Origin of the sequence: Gallibacterium salpingitidis, assembly GCF_001678495.1 — a bacterium.
GTDB lineage: Bacteria > Pseudomonadota > Gammaproteobacteria > Enterobacterales > Pasteurellaceae > Gallibacterium > Gallibacterium salpingitidis.
Genome location: NZ_JTJL01000019.1, coordinates 1 through 22,755, shown reverse-complemented (window position 1 = coordinate 22,755; position 22,755 = coordinate 1). Strand labels below are relative to the sequence as shown.

17 protein-coding genes are annotated in these 22,755 nt (G+C 37.3%); 9 read left to right on the top strand and 8 right to left on the bottom strand.

The genetic code is table 11. The features are described 5' to 3' along the window. Positions 1-110: 110 nt before the first annotated feature. Positions 111-971 (bottom strand): LysR family transcriptional regulator, encoded by an 861-nt coding sequence (locus tag QS62_RS05430; RefSeq protein ID WP_066107083.1) that lies wholly within the window; start codon positions 969-971, stop codon positions 111-113. A gap of 112 nt (positions 972-1,083) precedes the next feature. Here QS62_RS05430 and QS62_RS05425 point away from each other — a divergent pair, with 112 nt between their 5' ends. Both QS62_RS05425 and QS62_RS05420 read left to right on the top strand, forming a co-directional pair. Then, on the top strand, positions 1,084-1,479 hold the full coding sequence (locus QS62_RS05425) for a DoxX family protein (RefSeq protein WP_066107080.1): 396 nt from the start codon (positions 1,084-1,086) through the stop codon (positions 1,477-1,479). A 21-nt stretch (positions 1,480-1,500) separates the two neighbouring features. Continuing rightward, entirely contained in the window at positions 1,501-2,091 is a 591-nt protein-coding gene (locus QS62_RS05420) for an FMN-dependent NADH-azoreductase (protein WP_066107077.1), read from the top strand. 80 nt (positions 2,092-2,171) lie between these two features. Here QS62_RS05420 and QS62_RS05415 read toward each other — a convergent pair whose 3' ends face one another. Next, entirely contained in the window at positions 2,172-3,071 is a 900-nt protein-coding gene (locus tag QS62_RS05415) for a LysR family transcriptional regulator (protein ID WP_066107072.1), read from the bottom strand. 113 nt (positions 3,072-3,184) lie between these two features. On the opposite strand from QS62_RS05415, the gene QS62_RS05410 reads away from it, so the two are divergent. Next, entirely contained in the window at positions 3,185-4,225 is a 1,041-nt protein-coding gene (locus tag QS62_RS05410; protein WP_066107069.1) for an NAD(P)-dependent alcohol dehydrogenase, read from the top strand. Between the two features lie 74 nt (positions 4,226-4,299). Here QS62_RS05410 and QS62_RS05405 read toward each other — a convergent pair whose 3' ends face one another. Next, the gene (locus QS62_RS05405) at positions 4,300-4,527 is read right to left on the bottom strand and encodes a hypothetical protein (RefSeq protein WP_066107067.1); all 228 of its coding nucleotides are present in this window, start codon (positions 4,525-4,527) and stop codon (positions 4,300-4,302) included. A 255-nt stretch (positions 4,528-4,782) separates the two neighbouring features. On the opposite strand from QS62_RS05405, the gene asnB reads away from it, so the two are divergent. After that, positions 4,783-6,366, top strand: coding sequence for an asparagine synthase B (asnB, locus tag QS62_RS05400; RefSeq protein WP_066107064.1), 1,584 nt, complete (start codon positions 4,783-4,785; stop codon positions 6,364-6,366). Positions 6,367-6,405: 39 nt separating this feature from the next. On the opposite strand, the gene tgt is transcribed toward asnB, so the two are convergent. Both tgt and queA read right to left on the bottom strand, forming a co-directional pair. After that, positions 6,406-7,560 carry a tRNA guanosine(34) transglycosylase Tgt gene (gene tgt / locus QS62_RS05395; protein WP_066107061.1) on the bottom strand — a complete coding sequence of 385 codons (1,155 nt, stop codon included), beginning with the start codon at positions 7,558-7,560 and terminating at the stop codon, positions 6,406-6,408. Positions 7,561-7,740: 180 nt separating this feature from the next. Beyond that, the gene (gene queA / locus QS62_RS05390) at positions 7,741-8,829 is read right to left on the bottom strand and encodes a tRNA preQ1(34) S-adenosylmethionine ribosyltransferase-isomerase QueA (protein WP_066107057.1); all 1,089 of its coding nucleotides are present in this window, start codon (positions 8,827-8,829) and stop codon (positions 7,741-7,743) included. A gap of 258 nt (positions 8,830-9,087) precedes the next feature. On the opposite strand from queA, the gene menC reads away from it, so the two are divergent. Then, positions 9,088-10,083 (top strand): o-succinylbenzoate synthase, encoded by a 996-nt coding sequence (gene menC, locus QS62_RS05385; RefSeq protein ID WP_066107054.1) that lies wholly within the window; start codon positions 9,088-9,090, stop codon positions 10,081-10,083. Between the two features lie 97 nt (positions 10,084-10,180). Here the strand turns inward: menC and groL are convergent, their stop codons facing one another. Together groL and QS62_RS05375 are read right to left on the bottom strand one after the other, a co-directional pair. Continuing rightward, a complete protein-coding gene (gene groL, locus QS62_RS05380; protein WP_066107051.1) occupies positions 10,181-11,827 on the bottom strand; it encodes a chaperonin GroEL in 1,647 nt (548 codons plus the stop codon). A 27-nt stretch (positions 11,828-11,854) separates the two neighbouring features. Beyond that, the gene (locus QS62_RS05375; RefSeq protein WP_066107048.1) at positions 11,855-12,145 is read right to left on the bottom strand and encodes a co-chaperone GroES; all 291 of its coding nucleotides are present in this window, start codon (positions 12,143-12,145) and stop codon (positions 11,855-11,857) included. A gap of 331 nt (positions 12,146-12,476) precedes the next feature. Here QS62_RS05375 and aspA point away from each other — a divergent pair, with 331 nt between their 5' ends. The 4 genes from aspA (at position 12,477) to polA (ending at position 17,650) form a co-directional block, all read left to right on the top strand. After that, positions 12,477-13,895, top strand: a complete 1,419-nt coding sequence (gene aspA / locus QS62_RS05370; protein ID WP_066107044.1) for an aspartate ammonia-lyase — start codon at positions 12,477-12,479, stop codon at positions 13,893-13,895. A gap of 175 nt (positions 13,896-14,070) precedes the next feature. After that, positions 14,071-14,376: a type II toxin-antitoxin system RelE/ParE family toxin gene (locus QS62_RS05365; RefSeq protein ID WP_066107042.1), complete on the top strand. Its 306-nt coding sequence runs from the start codon at positions 14,071-14,073 to the stop codon at positions 14,374-14,376. 16 nt (positions 14,377-14,392) lie between these two features. Beyond that, entirely contained in the window at positions 14,393-14,704 is a 312-nt protein-coding gene (locus tag QS62_RS05360) for a HigA family addiction module antitoxin (protein ID WP_156536724.1), read from the top strand. A gap of 159 nt (positions 14,705-14,863) precedes the next feature. Next, complete coding sequence (gene polA, locus QS62_RS05355; RefSeq protein WP_066107036.1) at positions 14,864-17,650, top strand: DNA polymerase I; 2,787 nt, start codon at positions 14,864-14,866, stop codon at positions 17,648-17,650. A 142-nt stretch (positions 17,651-17,792) separates the two neighbouring features. Here polA and QS62_RS12050 read toward each other — a convergent pair. Beyond that, positions 17,793-22,755 (bottom strand): autotransporter outer membrane beta-barrel domain-containing protein (locus QS62_RS12050; protein WP_066107034.1); only part of this gene is annotated, 4,963 nt, incomplete at its 5' end.

Genomic DNA, 22,755 nt, shown 5'->3' with positions numbered 1-22,755 from the left:
TTGATAAAATTTAGGTTTGTCAGTAGTCTGTTTTTTAAAATTAAAAAACTTATTTTTCAAATAGTTATCTAAAAATTGCTACCAATTCTTGCTTTCATTTATCTTAATTACTAAAACGGATACTCTCTTTTCTTACAACGAAAGTTTTCCGCCATAAAATCAATAAAACTGCGGACTTTAGCGCTCATAAATTGGCGATTCATATAAGCAACATACAACGTATGATTACGATTAGCTGGGTGAGGAATAATTTGCAATTTGCCGGCTTGAATATCCACTTCACATAAATAACTCGGTAGATAAGCAACACCTTGCCCAGCTAACGCTAATTGATACAGCATTAAGGTGTTATCACTGGCAATAGTGTCGGTAAAATGCTGATCAAGATGAGTATAAGTTGGAATTAAGCCGCGATGTTGATCCCATTGCTGTTCGCTCTGTTGTGCGAATTGCGTTAAATATTGTGGACTTGCCACCCAATGAAAAGCGATATTGGTAATTGGTTTCACAATCAGGTTTTCTGATAAATACGCTGTTACTTTTAATGCTAAATCAAAGCCTTGTCCCACTAAATCGGCATGATGATTATCCAATGAAAGTTGTAAATTGACCTTTGGATAACGGCGACAATATTCTGCTAACAGATCGGCAAACTTTTGTGTCGCAAACCATACTGGCATCGTGATTTTGAGTGTTCCTTGTGGGTGAATAGTTCCTTGGCTGACAACTTGTTTCGCTTCTTCTAAATCATCAAGCGCCGCAATGCAACGTTGATAATAATGCTCCCCCATTTCAGTTAAACTTAATTTTCTACTGGTACGATTGAGTAGTTTCGCTTGTAGGTAATTTTCCAAATGAGAAAGGTGTTTGCTCACCATTGAAACTGAGAGATCTAACTGATCCTCCGCTTTGCTAAAGCTACCGCTTTCAACAATTTGGCGAAAAATTTTCATACTTTGTAAGGTATCCATAATTATTTCCTATTAAGAAAAAATACTTTTCTAAAAACAATATAGTTTTCTCATTTTGAAATCAATATACTGACGCTGTTTTTTCAATTACTACTTAAAAAAGGATAAATTTATGTTTGATACACAAGCTTTACGCCCTTATGGTTTAGCATTATTGCGTATTGTTGCTGGTTATACTTTCTTACTACATGGCAGTGCCAAATTATTTGCTTTACCACACGTTCCTTCATTCGATGGATTATCGGTTTTTTCTCTTTTAGGAATTGGTGGCATTTTAGAATTAGTTGGTGGTATTTTATTAGTTCTTGGCTTATTCTCTCGATTAGCCGCCTTTATTCTATCTGGCGAAATGGCTGTTGCTTATTTTATGTTCCACGCTTCCGCTGCAACCTTTGCCTTACCGCTATTAAACGGTGGTGAAGCTGCAGTGTTGTTCTGCTTCATTTTCTTATATGTAGCAATCTCAGGCAGCGGCGCATGGGCGTTAGATAATCTAAGAAAGAAATAATGATAATTTAAGGAGTTAGTTATGAGTAACGTTTTAGTATTGCGTACCTCTGTTAATGGCGATCATAGTTTTTCTAATCAATTAATTGATCAATTTATTGCAAAAACCAAAGCGAAATGGCCTGAAGTGCAAATTGTTGATCGTGACTTGGACGCAAATCCAGTACCAATGTTAAATAAAGAAACAACACCTGCGATTCGTGCAGGCGTAGCGGAAACTGAAGCACAACATCAAGCGATTGCATTGTCTGATGAATTGATTGCTGAATTAAAAAATGCGGATTATATCGTACTTGGTTTACCACGTTATAACTTCACTGCACCAGCAACATTCAAGAGCTATGTTGATTATGTTGCACGTCCTCGTGTGACCTTTAAATATGATGAAAACGGCCCACAAGGCTTATTACCGAACGTACCTGTGTTCGCTTTTGTCACTAGTGGCGGTGAATATGAAGGTACTGAATTTGACACAATGAGTAGTTGGGTTAAACAAGTATTAGGTTTTGTTGGTTTAAACAATGTGGATTTAATTCACGTTGAAGGTTTAGCTTATAAAGCAGAAGAAGCCATTGCCAAAGCCTCTGCCAAAATTGATGAAATTTTAAAATAAACCTCATATACCTCTGTAAAAATTAATAAGCTCATTTCATAAACTAACCTCTCTTTAATGAAATAAAGAGAGGTTGTTTATTATTTAAAATACTTTCCGACAATTTCTACTAATAGATCAAAAACAACTTTTACTCTTGTCGGAGTAACGCTGCGTTGTGGACGATAAACATACACCGGCCACTGATATTTAGGAATTTCCGCAAATAATTCCACTAACTCTCCTGTTTTCAAATAGGGATCAACAAGCCAGTTTAATTGGTGTGCAATTACTTTACCTGCCAGTGCAGCTTGTAAAGTTATTTCGCTATTAGTACCAATAAACCGCGGTCGGTTCGGTATAAATTGTATATGTTCATTAAGATACCAATTCCATGCTCTACCCGTATTACCATCCAAAACAGCAGCCAATGGAAAGTTTTTTTGCAAATCAACAATATCTTTTGGTTTACCTGATATTAATAATTGCGGGGCAGCGACAATTTTTTCAGTAACTTCCCCTACTTTACGTGCAATTATTCTACTATCAGCAAAATTACCGATACGAATACCGATATCAATTTGTGCTTCAATTGCATTTACTCGAATATCACTTTTTTGCCAATCGATAATTAACTCAGGATAAGAAGACAATGCGGACAAGAGTTCACGTAAAATTAAAGTTTGCTCAGGTAGATCCGGTAACGTAATTCTCACTAATCCGCTCATTTCCTGATTTGAACGTTGTTGTTTAGGCGTAAATAAGCGTTCTGTTTCATCAACTAATTGTTTGGCTTGTGGTAAAAATTGCTGCCCAAATTCGGTTAATTTAATTTGGCGCGTATTACGTTGAAACAATGGTTCAGCTAAATAATCTTCTAATTCAGCAATAATACGAGTAACTACAGGTGGCGAAATCGCCAAACGATTTGCGGTTTCCTTGAATTGTAAGGTTTCAGCCGCTACACAAAACACTTTTAAAGCTTCGAGTTTGTTTAACATAGTTTCTAATTTAGGAATTATGAAATTCCAATTAATTAATTTATCAAAAATTATAATTATCGTAACATACTACCAGACAATTTGTTTCTCTATTTTCAAATTAGGAGTTAAATATGACAAAAGCATATGGTGCTTATGCAGCAGATAAACCATTGGAACCATTGACTATTACTCGCCGAGCTACCGGACATCATGATGTCAAAATTGAAATTGCCTATTGTGGCGTTTGTCATTCCGATTTACACACCGTTCGTTCTGAATGGGCTGGCACGCTTTATCCTTGTGTACCCGGCCATGAAATTGTAGGACGAGTCATTGAAGTGGGAGGACATGTTAGTAAATTTAAAGTAGGTGATTTAGTTGGCGTTGGTTGTATGGTCGATAGCTGTCGCGAATGCGATGACTGTAAAGATGGTTTGGAAAACTATTGTGAACATATGGTAGGAACTTATAACGGCCCAACTAAAGATGCTCCTGGCCATACTTTAGGTGGTTATTCGCAACAAATCGTTGTTGATGAGAATTTCGTGCTAAAAATTAAACATAGTGCCGATCAATTAGCAGCTGTTGCACCTTTACTTTGTGCCGGTATCACCACTTATTCACCACTTCGCCATTGGAATGTTGGCCCTGGTAAAAAAGTCGGCGTGGTTGGTATTGGTGGCTTAGGCCATATGGGCGTGAAATTAGCGCACGCTATGGGTGCTTATGTAGTTGCTTTTACCACTTCAGCATCGAAGAAAGCAGAAGCTCATCGCCTTGGCGCTGATGAAGTGGTTATTTCTAAAGATCCAGAACAAATGGCTCAACATTATAAAAGTTTCGATTTTATCTTAAATACCGTTGCCGCTTCACATAACTTGGATATTTTTACTAAATTATTGAAACGTGATGGCACGATGACTTTGGTTGGTGTACCTGCTGATCCTCACCAATCACCGGATGTTTCAATTCTTATTGGGAAACGGGCAGCTATTGCTGGTTCAATGATTGGCGGTATTGCAGAAACCCAAGAGATGTTAGATTTCTGTGCTGAACATAATATTGTTGCAGATATTGAATTAATTAAAGCGGAACAAATCAACGATGCCTATGAACGTATGTTAAAAGGTGATGTTAAATATCGTTTTGTTATTGATAGCAGTACACTATAACACAGTAAATCTTACAATAATGATCCCCACTTTGATCCTGTTAAAGCGGGGATTTTTATTGAGTATTTCCTTAGCTAATTCTTCCACCAAAGCAGTGCGCCAATCACAATGGCAAAAATAACAAACCAAATTATCTGTACTTTGGCATTTTGTTTATTCATTGCTTTTCGATGCGCAATATCTTGCTCTAAACGTTGTTGATAGATTTTTTTCGCGGCTTCATCGTGCAAGGCTGCTTGACAGAATGGGCAATGAGTTAATTCTTCATTCACTTTCTTTTCACATTGTGGGCAGGATAACATTGTTGTTCCTCTTTAGTTCTATTCGCCTGCGTAATATAGCGAAAAAAAATCTACAAACCAATGTTCACTGGCTTTTTTGCCATACTAAAATTTAAAAAACACAAAAAAATCATCATAATTTTAAATAAAATTCAAATAAAACATTTTAATGATAAAAAATTTATTATATTTTTATAAAAACAGTAGATAAAAATTATTTTTTAACTATACTAAGCAGAAATGATTCAATTTAGATAGAACAAGAGGATTTTTTGTATGTGTGGATTTGTTTTTTCTTCTTCAGCGCAGCCGTCTGAAGCTTTTAAGCAGAGTTTTGATCATATTTATCATCGTGGTCCGGATCATCAAGCCGTTATTACTGCTGATGATGCAACTTGGGGATTTCATCGTTTATCAATTATGGATTTAAGCTCTCAAGGCAACCAACCTTTCCAATATGATGGCATTTCTCTTATCTGTAACGGCGAAGTTTATAATTACACAGAATTAAAAACATTATTATCCTCTACTTACACTTTCCATTCAGGCAGCGACTGCGAAGTTTTAATTCCGTTATATCAACGCGTTGGTGCTGATGTAATGATGAAGATGTTAGATGCTGAATTTGCATTAGTATTAAAAGATAGTAAAACCGGCACATTATTAGCAGGACGCGATCCAATTGGTATTCGTCCAATGTTTTATGGTTATGACAAGGTGACTGGTGAAATCGCGTTTGCATCAGAAGCAAAAGGTTTAATCGATTGGTGTCAAGATATTCATCCATTCCCACCAGGACATTACTATTTAAATGGTGAATTCATTTGTTATAACGACATTGCAGATCCAAAAGTAGTAGTAGATCAAGATCTTGATACCATTACCAGCACATTACGCACCAAATTAGAAAAAGCGGTAATTAAACGTTTACATTCTGACGCACCATTGGGCTTTTTATTAAGTGGTGGTTTGGATTCTTCTTTAGTTTGTGCGATTGCGCAAAAACATTTAGATAAACCAATTAAAACCTTTGCAATTGGTATGGATACCGATCCAATCGATTTGAAATATGCAAAAGAAGTAGCAGACTTTTTGGGTACAGAACACACCGAAGTGATTATGACCAAAGATGAAGTGTTAGCTGCACTAGAAAAAGTAATTTGGCACTTAGAAACTTGGGATATCACTACCATTCGCGCCAGCATCGGGATGTATTTAGTTTGTAAATATATTCATGAACAAACCAACTTGAAAGTGTTATTAACTGGTGAAGTGAGCGATGAAATTTTTGGTTATAAATATACTGACTTTGCACCAAATGCCGCTGAATTTCAAAAAGAAGCACAAAAACGTATTCGTGAACTTTATATGTACGATGTTCTACGTGCTGATCGTTGCTTAGCGGCGAATTCTTTAGAAGCACGTGTTCCTTTTGGTGATATTGATTTCGTTGATTACGCAATGAGTATCAACCCTGAGAAGAAAATGAACGTCTATAACAAAGGTAAATATTTATTACGTAAGGCGTTTGAAGGCACTGATTATCTTCCAGACAGCATTCTTTATCGTGAAAAAGCAGCTTTCAGTGATGCAGTTGGGCATTCAATGGTTGATCACTTAAAAGCCTTTGCAGAAAGTAAATATAGTGATGAAGATTTGGCAAAAGCGAAAGAAAAATATCCTTATGGTACGCCATTCACTAAAGAATCATTACTTTATCGCGATATTTTTGAAAAATTCTATCCAGGCCAAAGCCATTGGATTAAAGACTTCTGGATGCCTAATAAGGAGTGGGAAGGTTGTAATGTAAATGACCCGAGCGCTCGTGTATTGGGCAACTATGGAGATAGTGGAAAGTAAATATAAGGAAATAGAAAAGGCACGCAAGTGCCTTTTTCATTATCCCTCAAACGGATGATATTGATTTAATGGTGGTACAGGTTTACCAATTCTTGCATAAAACTCTTGTACAAACTCCTCAAAACGCTCTGCTTCAATCGCTTGACGAATTTGTTCCATTAAACGTTGGTAATAACGTAAATTGTGAATCGTATTTAATCTTGCACCTAAAATTTCACCACATTTATCCAAATGATAGAGATAAGATTTAGTGTAATGCTTACAAGTATAGCAATCACATTCCGGATCTAATGGCGTTGTATCATCACGATATTTCGCGTTACGAATTTTCACTACGCCATCAGTGACAAATAAATGCCCATTACGTGCATTACGTGTTGGCATTACGCAGTCAAACATATCGATACCGCGTCTTACCCCTTCCACCAAATCTTCTGGTTTACCTACACCCATTAAATAACGTGGTTTATCTTGTGGAATTTTCGGGCAGATATATTCCAAAATACGATGCATATCCTCTTTTGGTTCACCAACTGCCAAACCACCCACTGCGTAACCATCAAAGCCAATATTCACTAAACCATCTAACGATACTTGGCGCAACTCTTCGTGTATGCCGCCTTGGATAATACCAAACAACGCATTTTTATTACCTAGTTGATCAAAACGATCACGACAGCGTTTTGCCCAGCGTAATGAAAGCTCCATTGATTGTTTCGCATAATCAAAAGTTGATGGGAACGGCGTACATTCATCAAAAATCATCACAATGTCAGAGCCGAGATCGTATTGGATCTCCATTGATTTTTCCGGAGAAAGGAAAATACGTTCACCATTAATTGGGTTTTGGAATTTCACTCCTTCTTCGGTAATTTTACGTAGTTTGCCTAAGCTAAAGACTTGGAAACCGCCGGAATCAGTTAAAATTGGGCGATGCCATTGCATAAAATCGTGCAAATCACCATGCTTACGCATCACTTCTTGCCCTGGACGCAACCATAAGTGGAATGTATTACCTAATAGGATTTCTGCTCCTGTTGCTCGCACCTCTTCCGGTGTCATTCCTTTTACCGTTCCGTAAGTACCTACCGGCATAAATGCTGGTGTTTGTACAGTAAACGTACCTTGTGGGCGTTCAAACGTCAGTTGTCCACGACGCGCACGACCATCTGTCTTTTTTAATTCATATTTCATATTTTCTCCAATCAACGAATAAACAGTTCGAAGTTAAAAATTATCTATATATTAGAAATATAAAGATAAATTCCCTCTTTAAGATTAAAGAGGGCTAGGGAGATTTGATAAATCCTCATTTTTCATTGCAATTTTTTAATGCATTAATGTAATACGGATTTAAATCTCCCCTACCCCTCTTCATTTCATTGAAGAGGGGTTATCTTTTTTAATTAAAAACATCGCATCACCATAACTAAAAAAGCGATAGCGATTTTCCACTGCATTACGATAGGCACGCATAATATTGTCATAGCCAGCAAATGCAGAAACCAACATAATCAAGGTCGATTCCGGTAAATGGAAATTAGTAATTAAACAATCCACCACGCGAAATTTTTTCCCTGGATAGATAAAAATAGTCGTATCAGCAAAAAAGGGTTCTAATAACTGCTTGCTTTGCTGCTGTTCCGCTGCTAATGCAGCGCTTTCCAAAGAACGAACAGAAGTTGTACCTACGGCAATCACTCTTTTACCTGCCGCTTTGGTGGCTAATACCGCATCAACTACCTCTTGCGGCACTTCCGCATATTCTGCATGCATATGGTGATCTTCGATATTCTCCACACGAACAGGTTGGAACGTTCCAGCACCAACGTGTAAAGTAACGAACGCCATTTTCCCCCCTTTTGCACGTAAAGCGGCCAGCAATTCGTCATCAAAATGTAATCCAGCAGTTGGTGCTGCGACTGCCCCCGGAACTTTGCTATACACTGTTTGATAACGCTCTTGATCTGCATCTTCATCAGAGCGATCAATATAAGGCGGTAATGGAATATGCCCGATTTGTTGCAACACATCGAATAGCGAACCTTCTATCGCAAAACGTAAATGAAACAACGCATCTTGACGACCTAACATTTCAACACGAATGCCATTCCCTTCGCCAAGTTTATCTTCTCCTAAAATAAGCTCACTGCCCTCTTTAGGTGCTTTCGAAGCACGTACGTGAGCCAAACAACTCTTGTCATCTAACACACGTTCAATTAAAACTTCCAACTTACCGCCACTACTTTTTCTACCGTAGATTCGGGCAGGAATCACTCGTGTATTATTAAAAACTAATAAATCTCCCTCCTCCACAAATGAGAGCACATCTTTAAAATGATGATGAGAAAATTCACCGCTATTACCATCTAGATTCAATAAGCGACTTGCGGTTCTCTCTTTTTGTGGATAACGTGCAATCAATTCATCCGGGAGATCAAAATAAAAATCTGCAACGCGCATAATTTTCTACCTATTTAGCAAATAAAAGCCTATTTCTTAATGCGTAAACACATAAGAAAAGGGCTATAAAAATTTTTGGCGTAAGTTTATTGCGATTACTAGCAAAATGCAAAAAGTCGCAGCACTTTTTACCACTAAAGTGCTAATTTTTTCGCTGCTTTCACTTAGAGATTGTCGCTTAGTAGTGCAATTGTTATACTCGGCACCCGTTCTACAACAAATAATTTCAATTGACCATAACATACACAAGGATTCGTTATGACTGAACGCAGTTACAAAATTTATCGCTATCAAATTCCAATGGATTCACAAGTTGTTTTACGTAATCGCTTTTTAAAACAGCGTGATGGTTTATTGGTAAAAATTCAGTGCGGTGAAAAACAAGGCTGGGGAGAGATCGCACCTTTACCCGAATTTAGTCAAGAAACCATTGAACAAGCTCAGCAACAGACGATTGAATGGCTAAAAGCGTGGGATCAAGCACGTTCACGTAACGAAAAATTATCATTAGAAGAGTGCTATCCATCAGTAGCATTTGGTTTAAGTTGTGCATTGACGGAAATGCAAGGTCAATTAACTGAACAAGGTAATTTCAAAACAGCGCCACTTTGTTATGGCGATCCTGATGAATTGTATGATGAACTTGATCAATTACCTGGTGAAAAGATCGCAAAAATTAAAGTTGGTCTGTATGAAGCGAATCGCGATGGTTTAATTGCCGATATGTTCTTAGAAGCGGTACCAGATTTAAAATTACGTTTAGATGCCAATCGTTCGTGGACACCGGCAAAAGCAGCAATGTTTGCTAAATATGTCAAACCTGAACATCGTAGTAGAATCCAATTTATTGAAGAGCCTTGCAAAACACCAGCAGACAGTTTGCAATTCGCCGCAGATACAGGCATTGCGATTGCATGGGATGAAACAGTACGCGAAGCAGATTTTCAGGTAACAGCACAACCTCATTTAGCTGCAATTGTGATTAAACCTACTTTAGTTGGTTCTTTAGAAAAATGTGTGCGCTTAATTGAACAAGCGCATCAACAAGGTTTAATCGCAGTTATCAGCTCAAGTATTGAGTCAAGTTTTGGGTTAACACAATTGGCACGTATTGCACAACAATATACGCCAAATACAACACCAGGCTTGGATACTTTAGATTTGATGAAAGTACAATTAGTGCGTGCTTGGCCAAATTCCACTCTACCGTTGGCGGAATTGGATAGTGAATATTTTAGTGAAGTGGCGATTTAACCGTTATAAATTCGACTGTTTTCCAATAATAAAAAAGATAAAAAATGCCAGCAATTTGCTGGCATTTTAACTAAGAGAATATTTGGTGATAAGACGATTACATCATACCGCCCATTCCACCCATGCCGCCCATACCAGCAGCACCTAAATCCGCTTTTTCATCTTTTGGTAATTCTGTCACCATACATTCAGTAGTGATCATTAATCCTGCGATTGATGACGCGAATTGTAATGCAGAACGAGTTACTTTAGTTGGATCTAAGATACCCATTTCTAACATATCGCCATAAACTTCTGCACCAGCGTTATAACCGAAGTTGCCTTCGCCTGCTTTCACTTTGCTTGCAACAACAGAAGCTTCTTCACCTGCATTGGTAACGATTTGACGAAGTGGTGCTTCCATTGCACGTAATGCAAGTTTAATACCTACATTTTGATCTTCGTTTTCACCAGCAAGTTTACCAGCAACTTTACTTGCAGCACGAATTAATGCAACGCCGCCTCCTGGGACGATACCTTCTTCAACTGCAGCACGAGTTGCGTGTAACGCATCTTCAACACGCGCTTTTTTCTCTTTCATTTCAACTTCAGTTGCTGCACCAACTTTAATTACCGCAACACCGCCAGCTAATTTAGCAACACGTTCTTGTAATTTTTCTTTGTCGTAATCTGAAGTTGATTCTTCAATTTGTTGACGAATTTGTGCAACACGTCCTTGGATTTGTGCTTCATCACCGATACCATCAATGATAGTCGTATTATCTTTAGAGATAACAACACGTTTCGCTTGACCAAGATCCTCTAAAGTTGCTTTTTCTAATTCCATACCGATTTCTTCAGAAATGACAGTACCAGCAGTTAAGATCGCAATATCTTGTAACATTGCTTTACGACGATCACCAAAACCAGGTGCTTTTACTGCAGCCACTTTCACAATACCACGCATTGTGTTCACTACTAATGTTGCAAGCGCTTCACCTTCAACATCTTCAGCAATGATTAATAATGGTTTACCTGCTTTAGCTACTGCTTCTAATACCGGCAACATTTCACGAATGTTTGATACTTTTTTATCAACAAGAAGAATATATGGACTATCAAATTCTACAGTGCCAGTTTCTGGTTTGTTGATGAAATATGGTGAAAGGTAACCACGATCGAATTGCATACCTTCTACGACTGCTAATTCATCTTCTAAACCAGTACCATCTTCAACAGTGATAACGCCTTCTTTACCTACTTTTTCCATCGCTTGAGCAATGATTTGCCCAACTACGCTATCAGAGTTTGCTGAGATTGTACCAACTTGTTCGATTTCTTTTGAGGTTTCGCAAGGTTTAGAAAGGTTCTTTAATTCTGCTACTACTTCTGCAACTGCTTTATCGATACCACGTTTTAAATCCATTGGGTTCATACCAGCTGCTACTGCTTTCAAGCCTTCGTTTACGATAGCTTGTGCTAACACAGTCGCTGTTGTGGTACCATCACCCGCAGCATCATTTGCTTTAGAAGCAACTTCTTTCACCATTTGTGCACCCATATTTTCGAATTTATCTTCTAATTCGATTTCACGCGCAACTGATACACCATCTTTAGTAATGGTTGGTGCACCGAAAGATTTATCTAATACTACGTTACGGCCTTTAGGACCTAAAGTTACTTTAACTGCATCGGCTAATACATTGACGCCTTTTAACATTTTTACGCGAGCGTCATTACCAAATTTTACATCTTTTGCTGCCATTTTGTGCTTCCTTATTTCTCTATTCAATTACTCTACAATCGCCAAAATATCGCTTTCAGAAATGATTAACACTTCTTCGCCATCAATTTTTTCTGATTTTACGCCATATCCGTCGTTAAAAATCACTACATCACCCACTTTTACATCAAGCGGTTGAACTTGACCATTTTCTAAGATACGACCTTTACCTACTGCCAACACTTTTCCACGAGTTGATTTTTGTGCAGCTGAGCCAGTTAAAACGATACCACCAGCTGATCTGGTTTCTACTTCTTCACGTTTTAAAATTATACGGTCGTGTAATGGACGAATATTCATAATAAAAGTACTCCTATAAGTTTTAGCTAAATATGTGTGTTTTGGGATACCCCTTTTTGACAACGGTTGTAGAAATGGGGATCGGAAAACCCCTTTCAAGGGTAAAGAAAGAAAAAATTTTTACCTTTTTAACCTATAAAAAAAACTAATGAATAAGATAAAAATAACTCCTATTTAGCAAATTTAATTTTATGATCAATGTCACAAAATTTACGGAAAACTCTCACTATAATAGGCGCCAATTAGATTACTTAATGATGATAAAAAATAGTTGTTTCTATTTCTTTATCATTATGATTCTTATAATAAAATAAATGATTTGAGGTGTCTTATGAGCGAATTCCGTAAAGAAGTTGACTTACTAGGTGAAAGAGATATTCCTGCCGATGTATATTGGGGAATTCATACCCTTAGAGCGATCGAAAACTTTAATATTTCTAATAACACTATCTCTGATATTCCTGAGTTTGTGCGTGGTATGGTAATGGTTAAAAAAGCTACCGCAATGACAAACGGCGAACTTGGAGCAATTCCACAAAATATCGCTGATGCTATCGTTGCAGCTTGTGATGAAATCCTTACCACTGGCAAATGTATGGATCAATTCCCTTCTGATGTTTATCAAGGTGGTGCTGGTACTTCTGTTAATATGAATACTAACGAAGTAGTTGCTAATATTGCCTTAGAAAAATTAGGTCATAAAAAAGGTGAATATCAATTCTTAGATCCAATGGATCACGTTAATGCTAGCCAGTCAACTAACGATACCTATCCTACAGGTTTCCGTATTGCGGTTTATAATAGTATTTTGAAACTTATTGAGAAAATCCAATATTTACACGATGGCTTCCACAATAAATCTGTTGAGTTCGCCAATGTCTTAAAAATGGGACGTACTCAATTACAAGATGCTGTACCAATGACAGTCGGTCAAGAGTTCAAAGCATTCGCTGTATTGCTTGATGAAGAAATTAAAAACTTACTCAAAACCGCTGCTTTATTATTAGAAGTAAACTTAGGTGCAACTGCTATCGGTACTGCACTTAATACACCTAAAGGTTATACAGATTTAGTCGTTGAAAACCTTGCAAAAGTTACCGGTTTACCTTGTGTGAAAGCAGAAAACCTTATCGAAGCAACTTCTGACTGTGGTGCTTATGTAATGGTGCATGGTGCGTTAAAACGTACTGCAGTGAAACTTTCTAAAGTATGTAATGACTTGCGCTTACTTTCATCTGGTCCGCGCGCTGGTTTAAATGAAATTAATCTTCCTGAATTACAAGCTGGTTCTTCTATTATGCCGGCAAAAGTAAACCCAGTTGTGCCAGAAGTTGTTAACCAAGTATGCTTTAAAGTCATGGGTAACGATATTACTGTGACTATGGCTTCTGAAGCTGGTCAATTACAACTTAACGTAATGGAACCAGTTATCGGTCAAGCGATGTTTGAATCCATCAGCATTTTAACTAATGCTTGTGTGAATCTTCGTGATAAATGTGTTGATGGTATCACTGTTAATAAAGAAGTTTGCGAAGGTTATGTATTCAACTCTATCGGTATCGTAACTTACCTCAACCCATTCATTGGCCACCACAATGGCGATAAAGTTGGTAAGATTTGTGCGAAAACCGGTAAAGGTGTTAAAGAAGTTGTGCTTGAATTAGGCTTACTCACCGAAGAAGAATTGAATGATATTCTTTCTGTTGAGAACTTAATGAACCCAACTTATAAAGCAAAATTGAACAAATAACCTCTGTTCATAAATACAGATACAACATGACGTTGTATTTATATCACCCCAAATAGTAAAACTAGAACCCGCATAGCATATAGCGGGTTCTTTTTTATCTCATCAAAAAATGCACACTTGCACTGTGCAACTATTCATTATAGAATTCATTGATATAAATCATTAAGGACAGTCAATGTTTAATCTTACAGCCGCCCATTTTCGTGATGATTATTTATATCGTTTTTTCGAATATGGCGAAGCACACAGCAAAATTCCTGCAAATCTAACCAATGTGTTGGCTCGTAAACTCGATATGATTAATGCAGCGGAAAACCTTAATGATTTACGTGTGCCGCCGGCAAATCGGCTTGAACTATTGGAACCTAAAGAAAACAAGTTTTATTCAATTAGAGTTAATAAACAATATCGCCTTATTTTTCATTTTGAGAATGGCGAAATTTCTAACTTATATTTGGATCCACATCATTACGATTTATAAGGAGCGATTTATGTTAATAATGCAACGCAAACCTACCTCTGTTGGTGAGATCTTACAAACTGAATTTCTTGAACCGCTTAATTTAAAAATTAGTGACTTAGCGACTATTCTTGATGTACATCGTAATACAGCAAGTAAACTCGTGAATAATAATTGTCGCATCACACTCGAAATGGCGATGAAACTTGCGAAAGCATTTGGTACAACACCAGAATTTTGGCTTAACCTACAAAATAGTGTTGATTTATGGGAACTCAGCCAAAATACCCATTTTCAGCAAAGCCTAAGCAAAGTGAAAGTTGCCAATCACCGAGCTGTTCTTCCCTGATACATTGATAAATAAAACAAATTCCCTAGTAAGGCGAAACCATACGATAGTTGCATTTTAAGTATCACAGCTTAGAATGAAACCTATCGTTTTTTTCGATAACAATATTTAACCATATTGAATAAATAACATTCATTTCACTATTAAATTGAGATAATTATGCCGCAAATTGCTGAAAATCCATTCGTTCTCGTTGATGGTTCTTCTTATTTATATCGTGCTTATCACGCCAATTTCCGTTTAGGTTTATCCAACTCTGCAGGCGAGCCAACTGGCGCTATGTATGGTGTGTTAAATATGCTGAAAAGTTTATTAAAACAAGTACAGCCGACCCATATTGCCGTTGTTTTTGATGCTAAAGGAAAAACTTTTCGTGATGAAATGTTTGAGCAGTATAAATCGCACCGTCCACCAATGCCGGACGATTTACGCCAACAAATTCAACCATTACACCAAATGATCGAAGCTTTAGGTTTACCGCTATTGATCGTTGAAGGTGTAGAAGCTGATGACGTAATTGGTACTTTAGCAAAACAGGCGTCTGCTGCTGGACGAGATGTATTAATTAGCACCGGCGACAAAGATATGGCGCAATTAGTTGATGATCGCATTACCTTAATTAATACCATGACCAACACGATCTTAGATCGCGAAGGGGTAATTGAAAAATATGGCGTACCACCAGAAATGATCATTGATTTTCTCGCCTTAATGGGTGACAGCTCGGATAATATTCCCGGTGTTGCTGGCGTTGGTGAAAAAACCGCTCAAGGATTATTACAAGGCATCGGCAACTTACAACAAATTTATGCCAATTTAGATAAAGTCGCTGGCTTATCTGTCCGAGGTGCGAAAAGCCTTGCCGATAAATTAGTGGCAGCAAAAGAAGATGCAGACCTCTCTTATAAATTAGCCACAATTAAAACCGACGTTGAGTTAGCGGTGACCTTTGATCAATTAACCTTAGGAACAGAAAATCGTGATCAATTAATTGAATATTATGGTCGTTATGAATTCAAACGTTGGTTAAATGAATTATTATCTGATCAACCAACAAGCAACAATAAAGAGGTATCATTTTCTATCGCTAGCGCCGCGACACCAAAAGCGACTAATCACGATCCAATCAAAATCAGTATTGATCGCAGCACCTATCAAACTATTTTGACGACAGAACAACTAGAACAATGGCGTGAAAAATTAGCCAAAGCTGCATTGTTTGCCATTGATACCGAAACCAATAGCTTAAATTATATGCAGGCAAAATTAGTCGGTTTATCTTTTGCCTTAGAAAAGGGTGAGGCAGCTTATTTACCATTACAACACCAATATTTAGATTGCCCACAGCAGCTCGATTGGGCAACAGTAAAATCGGCATTAAAGGCTATTTTAGAAGATCCTAATATCAAGAAAATTGGTCAAAATCTAAAATATGATCTGACCATCCTGGCGCGCCATGGTGTGAATTTACAAGGCGTTGCATACGATACAATGTTGGAATCTTACACACTCGATAGCACTGGTCGTCATAATATGGACGATCTCGCCAAACGTCATTTAGGACATGACACTATCCATTTTGAAGACCTTGCCGGCAAAGGAAAAAATCAACTTACCTTTGATCAAATTGAAATTGAGAAAGCAGCTGAATACGCCGCAGAAGATGCTGATGTGACAATGAAATTACATCAAGTGTTATGGCAAAAACTACAACAAACACCAACTTTAGTGAAATTATTCTCAGAAGTTGAGCTACCTTTATCACAAGTATTATCACGAATGGAGCGTTATGGTGTTTTAATTGACAGCGACCTGTTATATCAACAATCGCAGGAAATCACTGCTCGTTTAATCCAACTAGAACAGCAAGCACATCAACTAGCAGGACAACCTTTTAATTTAGCTTCAACCAAACAGTTACAAGAAATTCTATTTGAGAAATTAGGCTTGCCAATTTTAAAGAAAACACCAAAAGGAGCGCCATCTACCAATGAGGAAGTATTGGAAGAATTGGCTTATGAACACGAACTACCAAAACTATTGGTCGAACATCGTGGTTTAAGCAAATTAAAATCGACTTATACCGATAAATTGCCGCAAATGATCGATCCTGATACTGGGCGTGTCCATACTTCTTATCATCAAGCAGTTACCATTACCGGGCGTTTATCGTCATCTGATCCTAACTTGCAGAACATTCCAACACGTAGTGAGGAAGGACGTAAAATTCGCCAAGCCTTTATTGCACAAAAAGGATTTAAAGTGGTAGCCGCCGACTATTCACAAATTGAATTGCGGATTATGGCACATCTTTCTGGTGACGCAGGGTTAGCCTATGCCTTTTCACATAACTTAGATGTACACCGTTCTACCGCTGCTGAAGTGTTTGATACACCAATCGAACAAGTTACTTCCCAACAGCGTTATAGCGCTAAAGCGATTAACTTCGGTTTAATCTATGGCATGAGTGCTTTTGGTTTGGCTAGACAGTTAGGTATCCCGCGTAATGAAGCGCAAACCTATATTGATCGTTATTTCCAACGTTATCCAGGCGTAAAACAGTTTATGTCAGATATTCAGGAAAAAGCGAAACAAGATGGTTATGTAGAAACCTTATTAGGACGTCGTCTATATTTACCGGAATTAACTTCAAGTAATGCAATGCGTCGTAAAGCGGCAGAACGTGTTGCTATCAACGCCCCAATGCAAGGTACTGCTGCTGATATTATTAAAAAAGCTATGATCGATTTAGATCGTTTAATTGCCGATAAAGATGATATTAAAATGATTATGCAAGTACACGATGAATTGGTGTTTGAAGTTAAAGAAGAGAAAGTAGAACACTATAAAGCACTGATCAAAGAAGTAATGGAAAATGCAGTTAAATTAACCATTCCATTAATTGTTGAGGTTAACTCTGGCGATAATTGGGATCAGGCACATTGATAAATACAGCTAACTTTGTGCTTTAATCGCAAAGCACTCTTTAAGATTGAATACTCCCTAAAAAAAATCACCTTATTCAATCCTTTTGAATAAGGTGATTTATCTTATTTATAGGGTGTATTGTTTAATATTTACTGCTTGATTACTTAAACTGCCACGATAATGCTAAACGTAAGTTATACGAACCAGTGCGGCCATGGCCAAATTCTTTCTCAGCATCAATAAACACATTAGTCTTTTCACTGACATGGGCATTGTAACCAACACCAACAGCATACCACGTGCCTCTGGTGTTCCAACTGGTGTGATAATCTCCAGTACGGTCGCTCGCACTAAATGAACGTTTGCCTAAGAACTCATGCAAGATATTGCCTTTCGCATAAAGACGATTATCGCCACTCTCATCTAATAATCGCACAATATCCACGCCAGCACGACCAATTAGACTTTTCGCATGACCGAGTTTGACATCAATATCATTGCTGGTGCGATAGTTGGCACCGGTTAAGTATGCAAATTGGAGTTGCGCTTGCGGTACCAGATACCAACGTTTGTTATCATCAATAAATTTGCGATAACCATGTTCTGTGCTGGCAGTAAAGAGGTAATTCTTATAACTGCCTTTACCCCAAAGGTTGCCATTACTCATCATAGATTGATAATGGTTGTGTAATGCACCAACTCTTAACACATTATCATTGTAGTAACTGTTATCACCAGCTTGGTTATTCCATTGGTTAGTGTTGTAAAGGCTAAGCTCATATTTCTTAATACGACCTTTATTCCATTCATCCACTAATCTGGCTTTGCCATAACCATAGGTAAAACTTAAACCCCATTTTTGTTTTTTCTCGTCATTGTTATAACGGAATTTGTCATAACCAATTTCATAGTCATTGTTATTTAAACTAAAGCGGTCTGTTGCTTTTAAGCGCGTATGCGTACCTCTTATCCACGTCCCTTCTTTAATGTCATTGAGTGAATAAGCCCGTTCTCCTTCTCGTTTGGTGTAAGTATCAAGCGTAAAGGCATAACCTGCACTTGCATCTAACATTCTGCCAATATCGACTGTATTACGGCTTGGCGTATTAGTACGGTATTTCACTAAATAAACATTTTGACTGCCGTCACCACCATAAGTGGTATTAACATACTCATTACCCGGTTTCGCTTTACTTAACGCATTACCGCCATTAAAGGCAAGATTATAAGCTTCGCGATTATCTGGGTCGGTGGCTTGGTCAGAATACTCAACAGTTAAAGCTTGTTTCATTAAACGATGTTCATCAGTATATTGTTTACCGGCAACAAATTCATTTTGTGACTGTTGTACCGTAGCAAAACGCAAACGGTCGCCGTAATTCATACTTTCAATCACATCACGTTGATTTTTAATCACCATATCTTGTGCAGTAGCTGTTCCCTCTTTGATATAGAGCATATCGCTGCCTTGACCAGTTTTATTTAAGGTCATTAGGAATTGATTTGCACCAGCGAGTTTATCAATATGCAATGCTTGACCAGCTTGTATTGGGCTGACATCTACCGCTCCTTCACCACGCAATTCACTTATCCAGCTTTGTCCAGTCATTTGCCAAAGAGAATTTTTCGCTAAATTAAGGTAAATTTGACCTGCATTCGAAGCAACTGGTGTTAAACCAAATAACACTTTATGTTGCGCATTGTCATAGGCAACAAAGTTATCCATACGACCTACGGCTAAACTGCCTGGAGTCAGTTGTAATGTGATATTACCGTTATCATAGGCATATTCATCACCGGTTAAATGTAACGTACTGCCTTTCGATTTCACTTGGATATCACCGCCAATCGCAATCATACTGCCTTTAATGACGCTATCCTTTTCATAATTTAAAGCAATTTGCCCTGCATTTCGTGCATCTGCTGCCCATAATGAAGAATCAATTGTCATTTGACCATCAATAGTAACATTGGCTTTATTAAGAGATTGAATCGCAATCTTCGCTCCAGTTAAGGTATTACTTTCTGTACCTATTAATTTTACTTGTGCTTCATCAGCAGCATAGATATTAATATTGGAGAATGGACTCTCGGTTGGTACATTATGCTTAATCACATTCTGTTTCGCATTCAAGGTAATGGCTGAGCCTTTATCTATCGCATAAATACCAATAGTACCTACCTTATTTTGGTAGTTTCCTGTATTTTTTAACACAGCAGATTGCTCTACTATAGCTAAATCTGCTTCATCACCTTGCATTTGAATAAAGTTAGTACCTTGTAATGCAGTAAGATTTAATTTAGTTTTTGCCTCTGTCTCACTAGGTATTAAAATACTTTTCGCAACCGATACCCCATAAGAACTCAATACCGCATTTCTTACTGCCACTACGTTATTACTTTGTTCAGCAACTAACTCAGCCATCGAATTCGCATTGACTGCAATACCTCGCTGCATAACTGGATTACCACCAATCTCGATATAGTTGCTTGCTGCTTGTAATGCCATCACACTATCGACACTTGAATATAAGCCCATACGATAGATTTTCATTCCTGTATTGAGGTTCATTAATGGCGTATCTCGTTCTGGACTGAGAACACGAATCCAGTTTGCATCAGTAGCAGACAAAGTCATCTCACCTTTATGCTGAGCAACTACCCCATAAGTTTCACCATGAGAGCGAAGATTAATATCAACCACATTACTGCCGTTAGTTGCGACCAAAGTCATTCTACTAATATCTTTAGGATTTGAACCCGTTATTGATTCATTAGTCACTAATAAGCCTTCTGTTTGATAAGTGTACCAATTGCCATTTACTAACTCTTGATAACCCACGCCAAGACCATTTCCACTTCCTTGAATACGAATGACATTATTTTGCGCTTCCAGCTTAACATCACTATCTACCCAAGATATTATCCCTCGAATAAATGATTGATTATTATCTAATTCTGTTTGGTTTGTAGGAATAGCTCCTGTCAATTTACCATTATATTCAATAAGATTATTGCCAGTCGCTGTTAGATTTATCTGATTATTATTATAACCTTGAACTAATCCATACGATTTTTCATTCAGCAAATCACTGCTAAGCGTTAAATGGTTATCACCTGAAGTAGCTTGTAATAATACTGATTCTTTACCATTATCTAATTTCCCATTTCCATAAATGAGATATTGATCCTTGGCATTTGGTGCATAGATTGAAATATCGTTACTTTGTGCGATTAATTGGGTACTTGCACCTGAACCATTATAAATACCATATACTTGTTTAACATCTTCTGTTGGATTAGCAAACTGATTTTCATCGCCAATCTTGATGCTGTTTATCCCAGTTTCTGCGGACAACAACACTTGGGCTTTATTTTGTGCTAAAACGCCATAATGGCTACCATCTGTCTGATTGGTAGCTGTGGTTTCCAAGGTTAATAGATTATTTCCCCCTTCTGTTGCTTCTAATATCACACTTTGTTCACTGTTTTCCGCCTTACTATCAGCATTAATAAGATATCGGTCTTTAGCATTCGAGGCATAAATTGAAATCTGATTACTTTTTGCAGTTAATTTAGTACTCGCACCTAATACATTACGAACGCCATTCACTTCTACAACTTGGTTATTTAAATCTTCTAAATCACCAACTTGCTGACTGTCACCTATTTTTATACTGTTTATCCCAGCTTTTGCAGATAATAACACTTGAGTATTATTAGCTGCATAAACTCCCTCATGTATCCCTCCTTTTTGATTAGTGGCTGTGGTTTCTAGAGTCAATAGATTATTTCCACCATCTTTTGCATCTAATACCACACTTAGTTCACCGATTTTCGCCTTACTATCAGCATTAATAAGATATCGATTTTTAGCATTCGGGGCATAAATTGAAATCTGATTACTTTTTGCAGTTAATTTAGTACTCGCACCTAATACATTACGAACGCCATTCACTTCTACAACTTGGTTATTTAAATCTTCTAAATCACCAACTTGCTGACTATCACCTATTTTTATACTGTTTATCCCAGCTTTTGCAGATAATAACACTTGAGTATTATTAGCTGCATAAACCCCCTCATGTATTCCTCCTTTTTGATTAGTGGCTGTGGTTTCTAGAGTCAATAGATTATTTCCACCATCTTTTGCATCTAATAACACACTTGGCCCACCAGTTTCTGAAGCACTATTAGCAAAAACAAGGTATCGAGTTTTAGCATTCGGGGCATAGATGAAAATACTATTCTCTTTTGCTGTTAACTTAGTATTTGCACCTGAATAATTATAAATACCAAATACCCCAGCAACATTTCCTGTCGGATTAGTAAACTGATTTGCATCACCAATCTTTATACTATTTATTCCTGTTTCTGCAGATAACAACACTTGAGCGTTATTTTGGGCTGAAATGCCATTATGAAAACCATCTGCTTGATTAGTAGTTGTAGTTTCTAGGATGAGTGTATTATTTCCTCCTTCTTTTGTTTCTAATACCACACTTCCTTGACTAGTTGCTGCAGTATCATCAGCATAAATAAGCCAGCGATTTTTAGCATTTGGCGCATAAATTGAAATACTATTTTCTTTTGCCGTTAATTTGGTATTTGCACCTGAAAGATTATAAATACCAATTACTCCTCCTACATTTTTAGTTGGATTAGGGAACTGGAGTGCATCACCAATTTTTATGCTATTACTCTCTTCTGAAGACAATAATATTTGTGACTTCTTTTCAGAATCAATACTAAAAAAATAGCCATTTTCAGCTATAGTATCAGTATTTGATTTGTCTAATACGATTGATTTTTGCGCTTGTAACTGAATGGTTGTTGCACTCAAATTACTAGCAATTCTCTCAAGATTAATTCCTTGCTCTTTACTCTTAACAAAAATGCTTCTCTCATCATTACCTTGATATTCAGATAACACTCCATACACAGAAGTAATATCAATTTGATCTTTTGCAATGACGGAAATAGTCTTTCCTGTACCAGTTGGAGAAATCCAAATCCACGGAGTGGAAATATTCTCATCAACATCTACAACATTATCACCATCGTTATTTGATATACCATTTGGGTAATCTTTAGCATACACAGAATTAGTAAATAATAATGTT

Excerpts from the sequence above, each read along its gene's own strand:
- QS62_RS05430 (WP_066107083.1), bottom strand. The coding sequence starts at position 971 with ATGGATACCTTACAAAGTATGAAAATTTTTCGCCAAATTGTTGAAAGC.
- QS62_RS05425 (WP_066107080.1), top strand. The coding sequence starts at position 1,084 with ATGTTTGATACACAAGCTTTACGCCCTTATGGTTTAGCATTATTGCGT.
- QS62_RS05420 (WP_066107077.1), top strand. The coding sequence starts at position 1,501 with ATGAGTAACGTTTTAGTATTGCGTACCTCTGTTAATGGCGATCATAGT.
- QS62_RS05415 (WP_066107072.1), bottom strand. The coding sequence starts at position 3,071 with ATGTTAAACAAACTCGAAGCTTTAAAAGTGTTTTGTGTAGCGGCTGAA.
- QS62_RS05410 (WP_066107069.1), top strand. The coding sequence starts at position 3,185 with ATGACAAAAGCATATGGTGCTTATGCAGCAGATAAACCATTGGAACCA.
- QS62_RS05405 (WP_066107067.1), bottom strand. The coding sequence starts at position 4,527 with ATGTTATCCTGCCCACAATGTGAAAAGAAAGTGAATGAAGAATTAACT.
- asnB (WP_066107064.1), top strand. The coding sequence starts at position 4,783 with ATGTGTGGATTTGTTTTTTCTTCTTCAGCGCAGCCGTCTGAAGCTTTT.
- tgt (WP_066107061.1), bottom strand. The coding sequence starts at position 7,560 with ATGAAATATGAATTAAAAAAGACAGATGGTCGTGCGCGTCGTGGACAA.
- queA (WP_066107057.1), bottom strand. The coding sequence starts at position 8,829 with ATGCGCGTTGCAGATTTTTATTTTGATCTCCCGGATGAATTGATTGCA.
- menC (WP_066107054.1), top strand. The coding sequence starts at position 9,088 with ATGACTGAACGCAGTTACAAAATTTATCGCTATCAAATTCCAATGGAT.
- groL (WP_066107051.1), bottom strand. The coding sequence starts at position 11,827 with ATGGCAGCAAAAGATGTAAAATTTGGTAATGACGCTCGCGTAAAAATG.
- QS62_RS05375 (WP_066107048.1), bottom strand. The coding sequence starts at position 12,145 with ATGAATATTCGTCCATTACACGACCGTATAATTTTAAAACGTGAAGAA.
- aspA (WP_066107044.1), top strand. The coding sequence starts at position 12,477 with ATGAGCGAATTCCGTAAAGAAGTTGACTTACTAGGTGAAAGAGATATT.
- QS62_RS05365 (WP_066107042.1), top strand. The coding sequence starts at position 14,071 with ATGTTTAATCTTACAGCCGCCCATTTTCGTGATGATTATTTATATCGT.
- polA (WP_066107036.1), top strand. The coding sequence starts at position 14,864 with ATGCCGCAAATTGCTGAAAATCCATTCGTTCTCGTTGATGGTTCTTCT.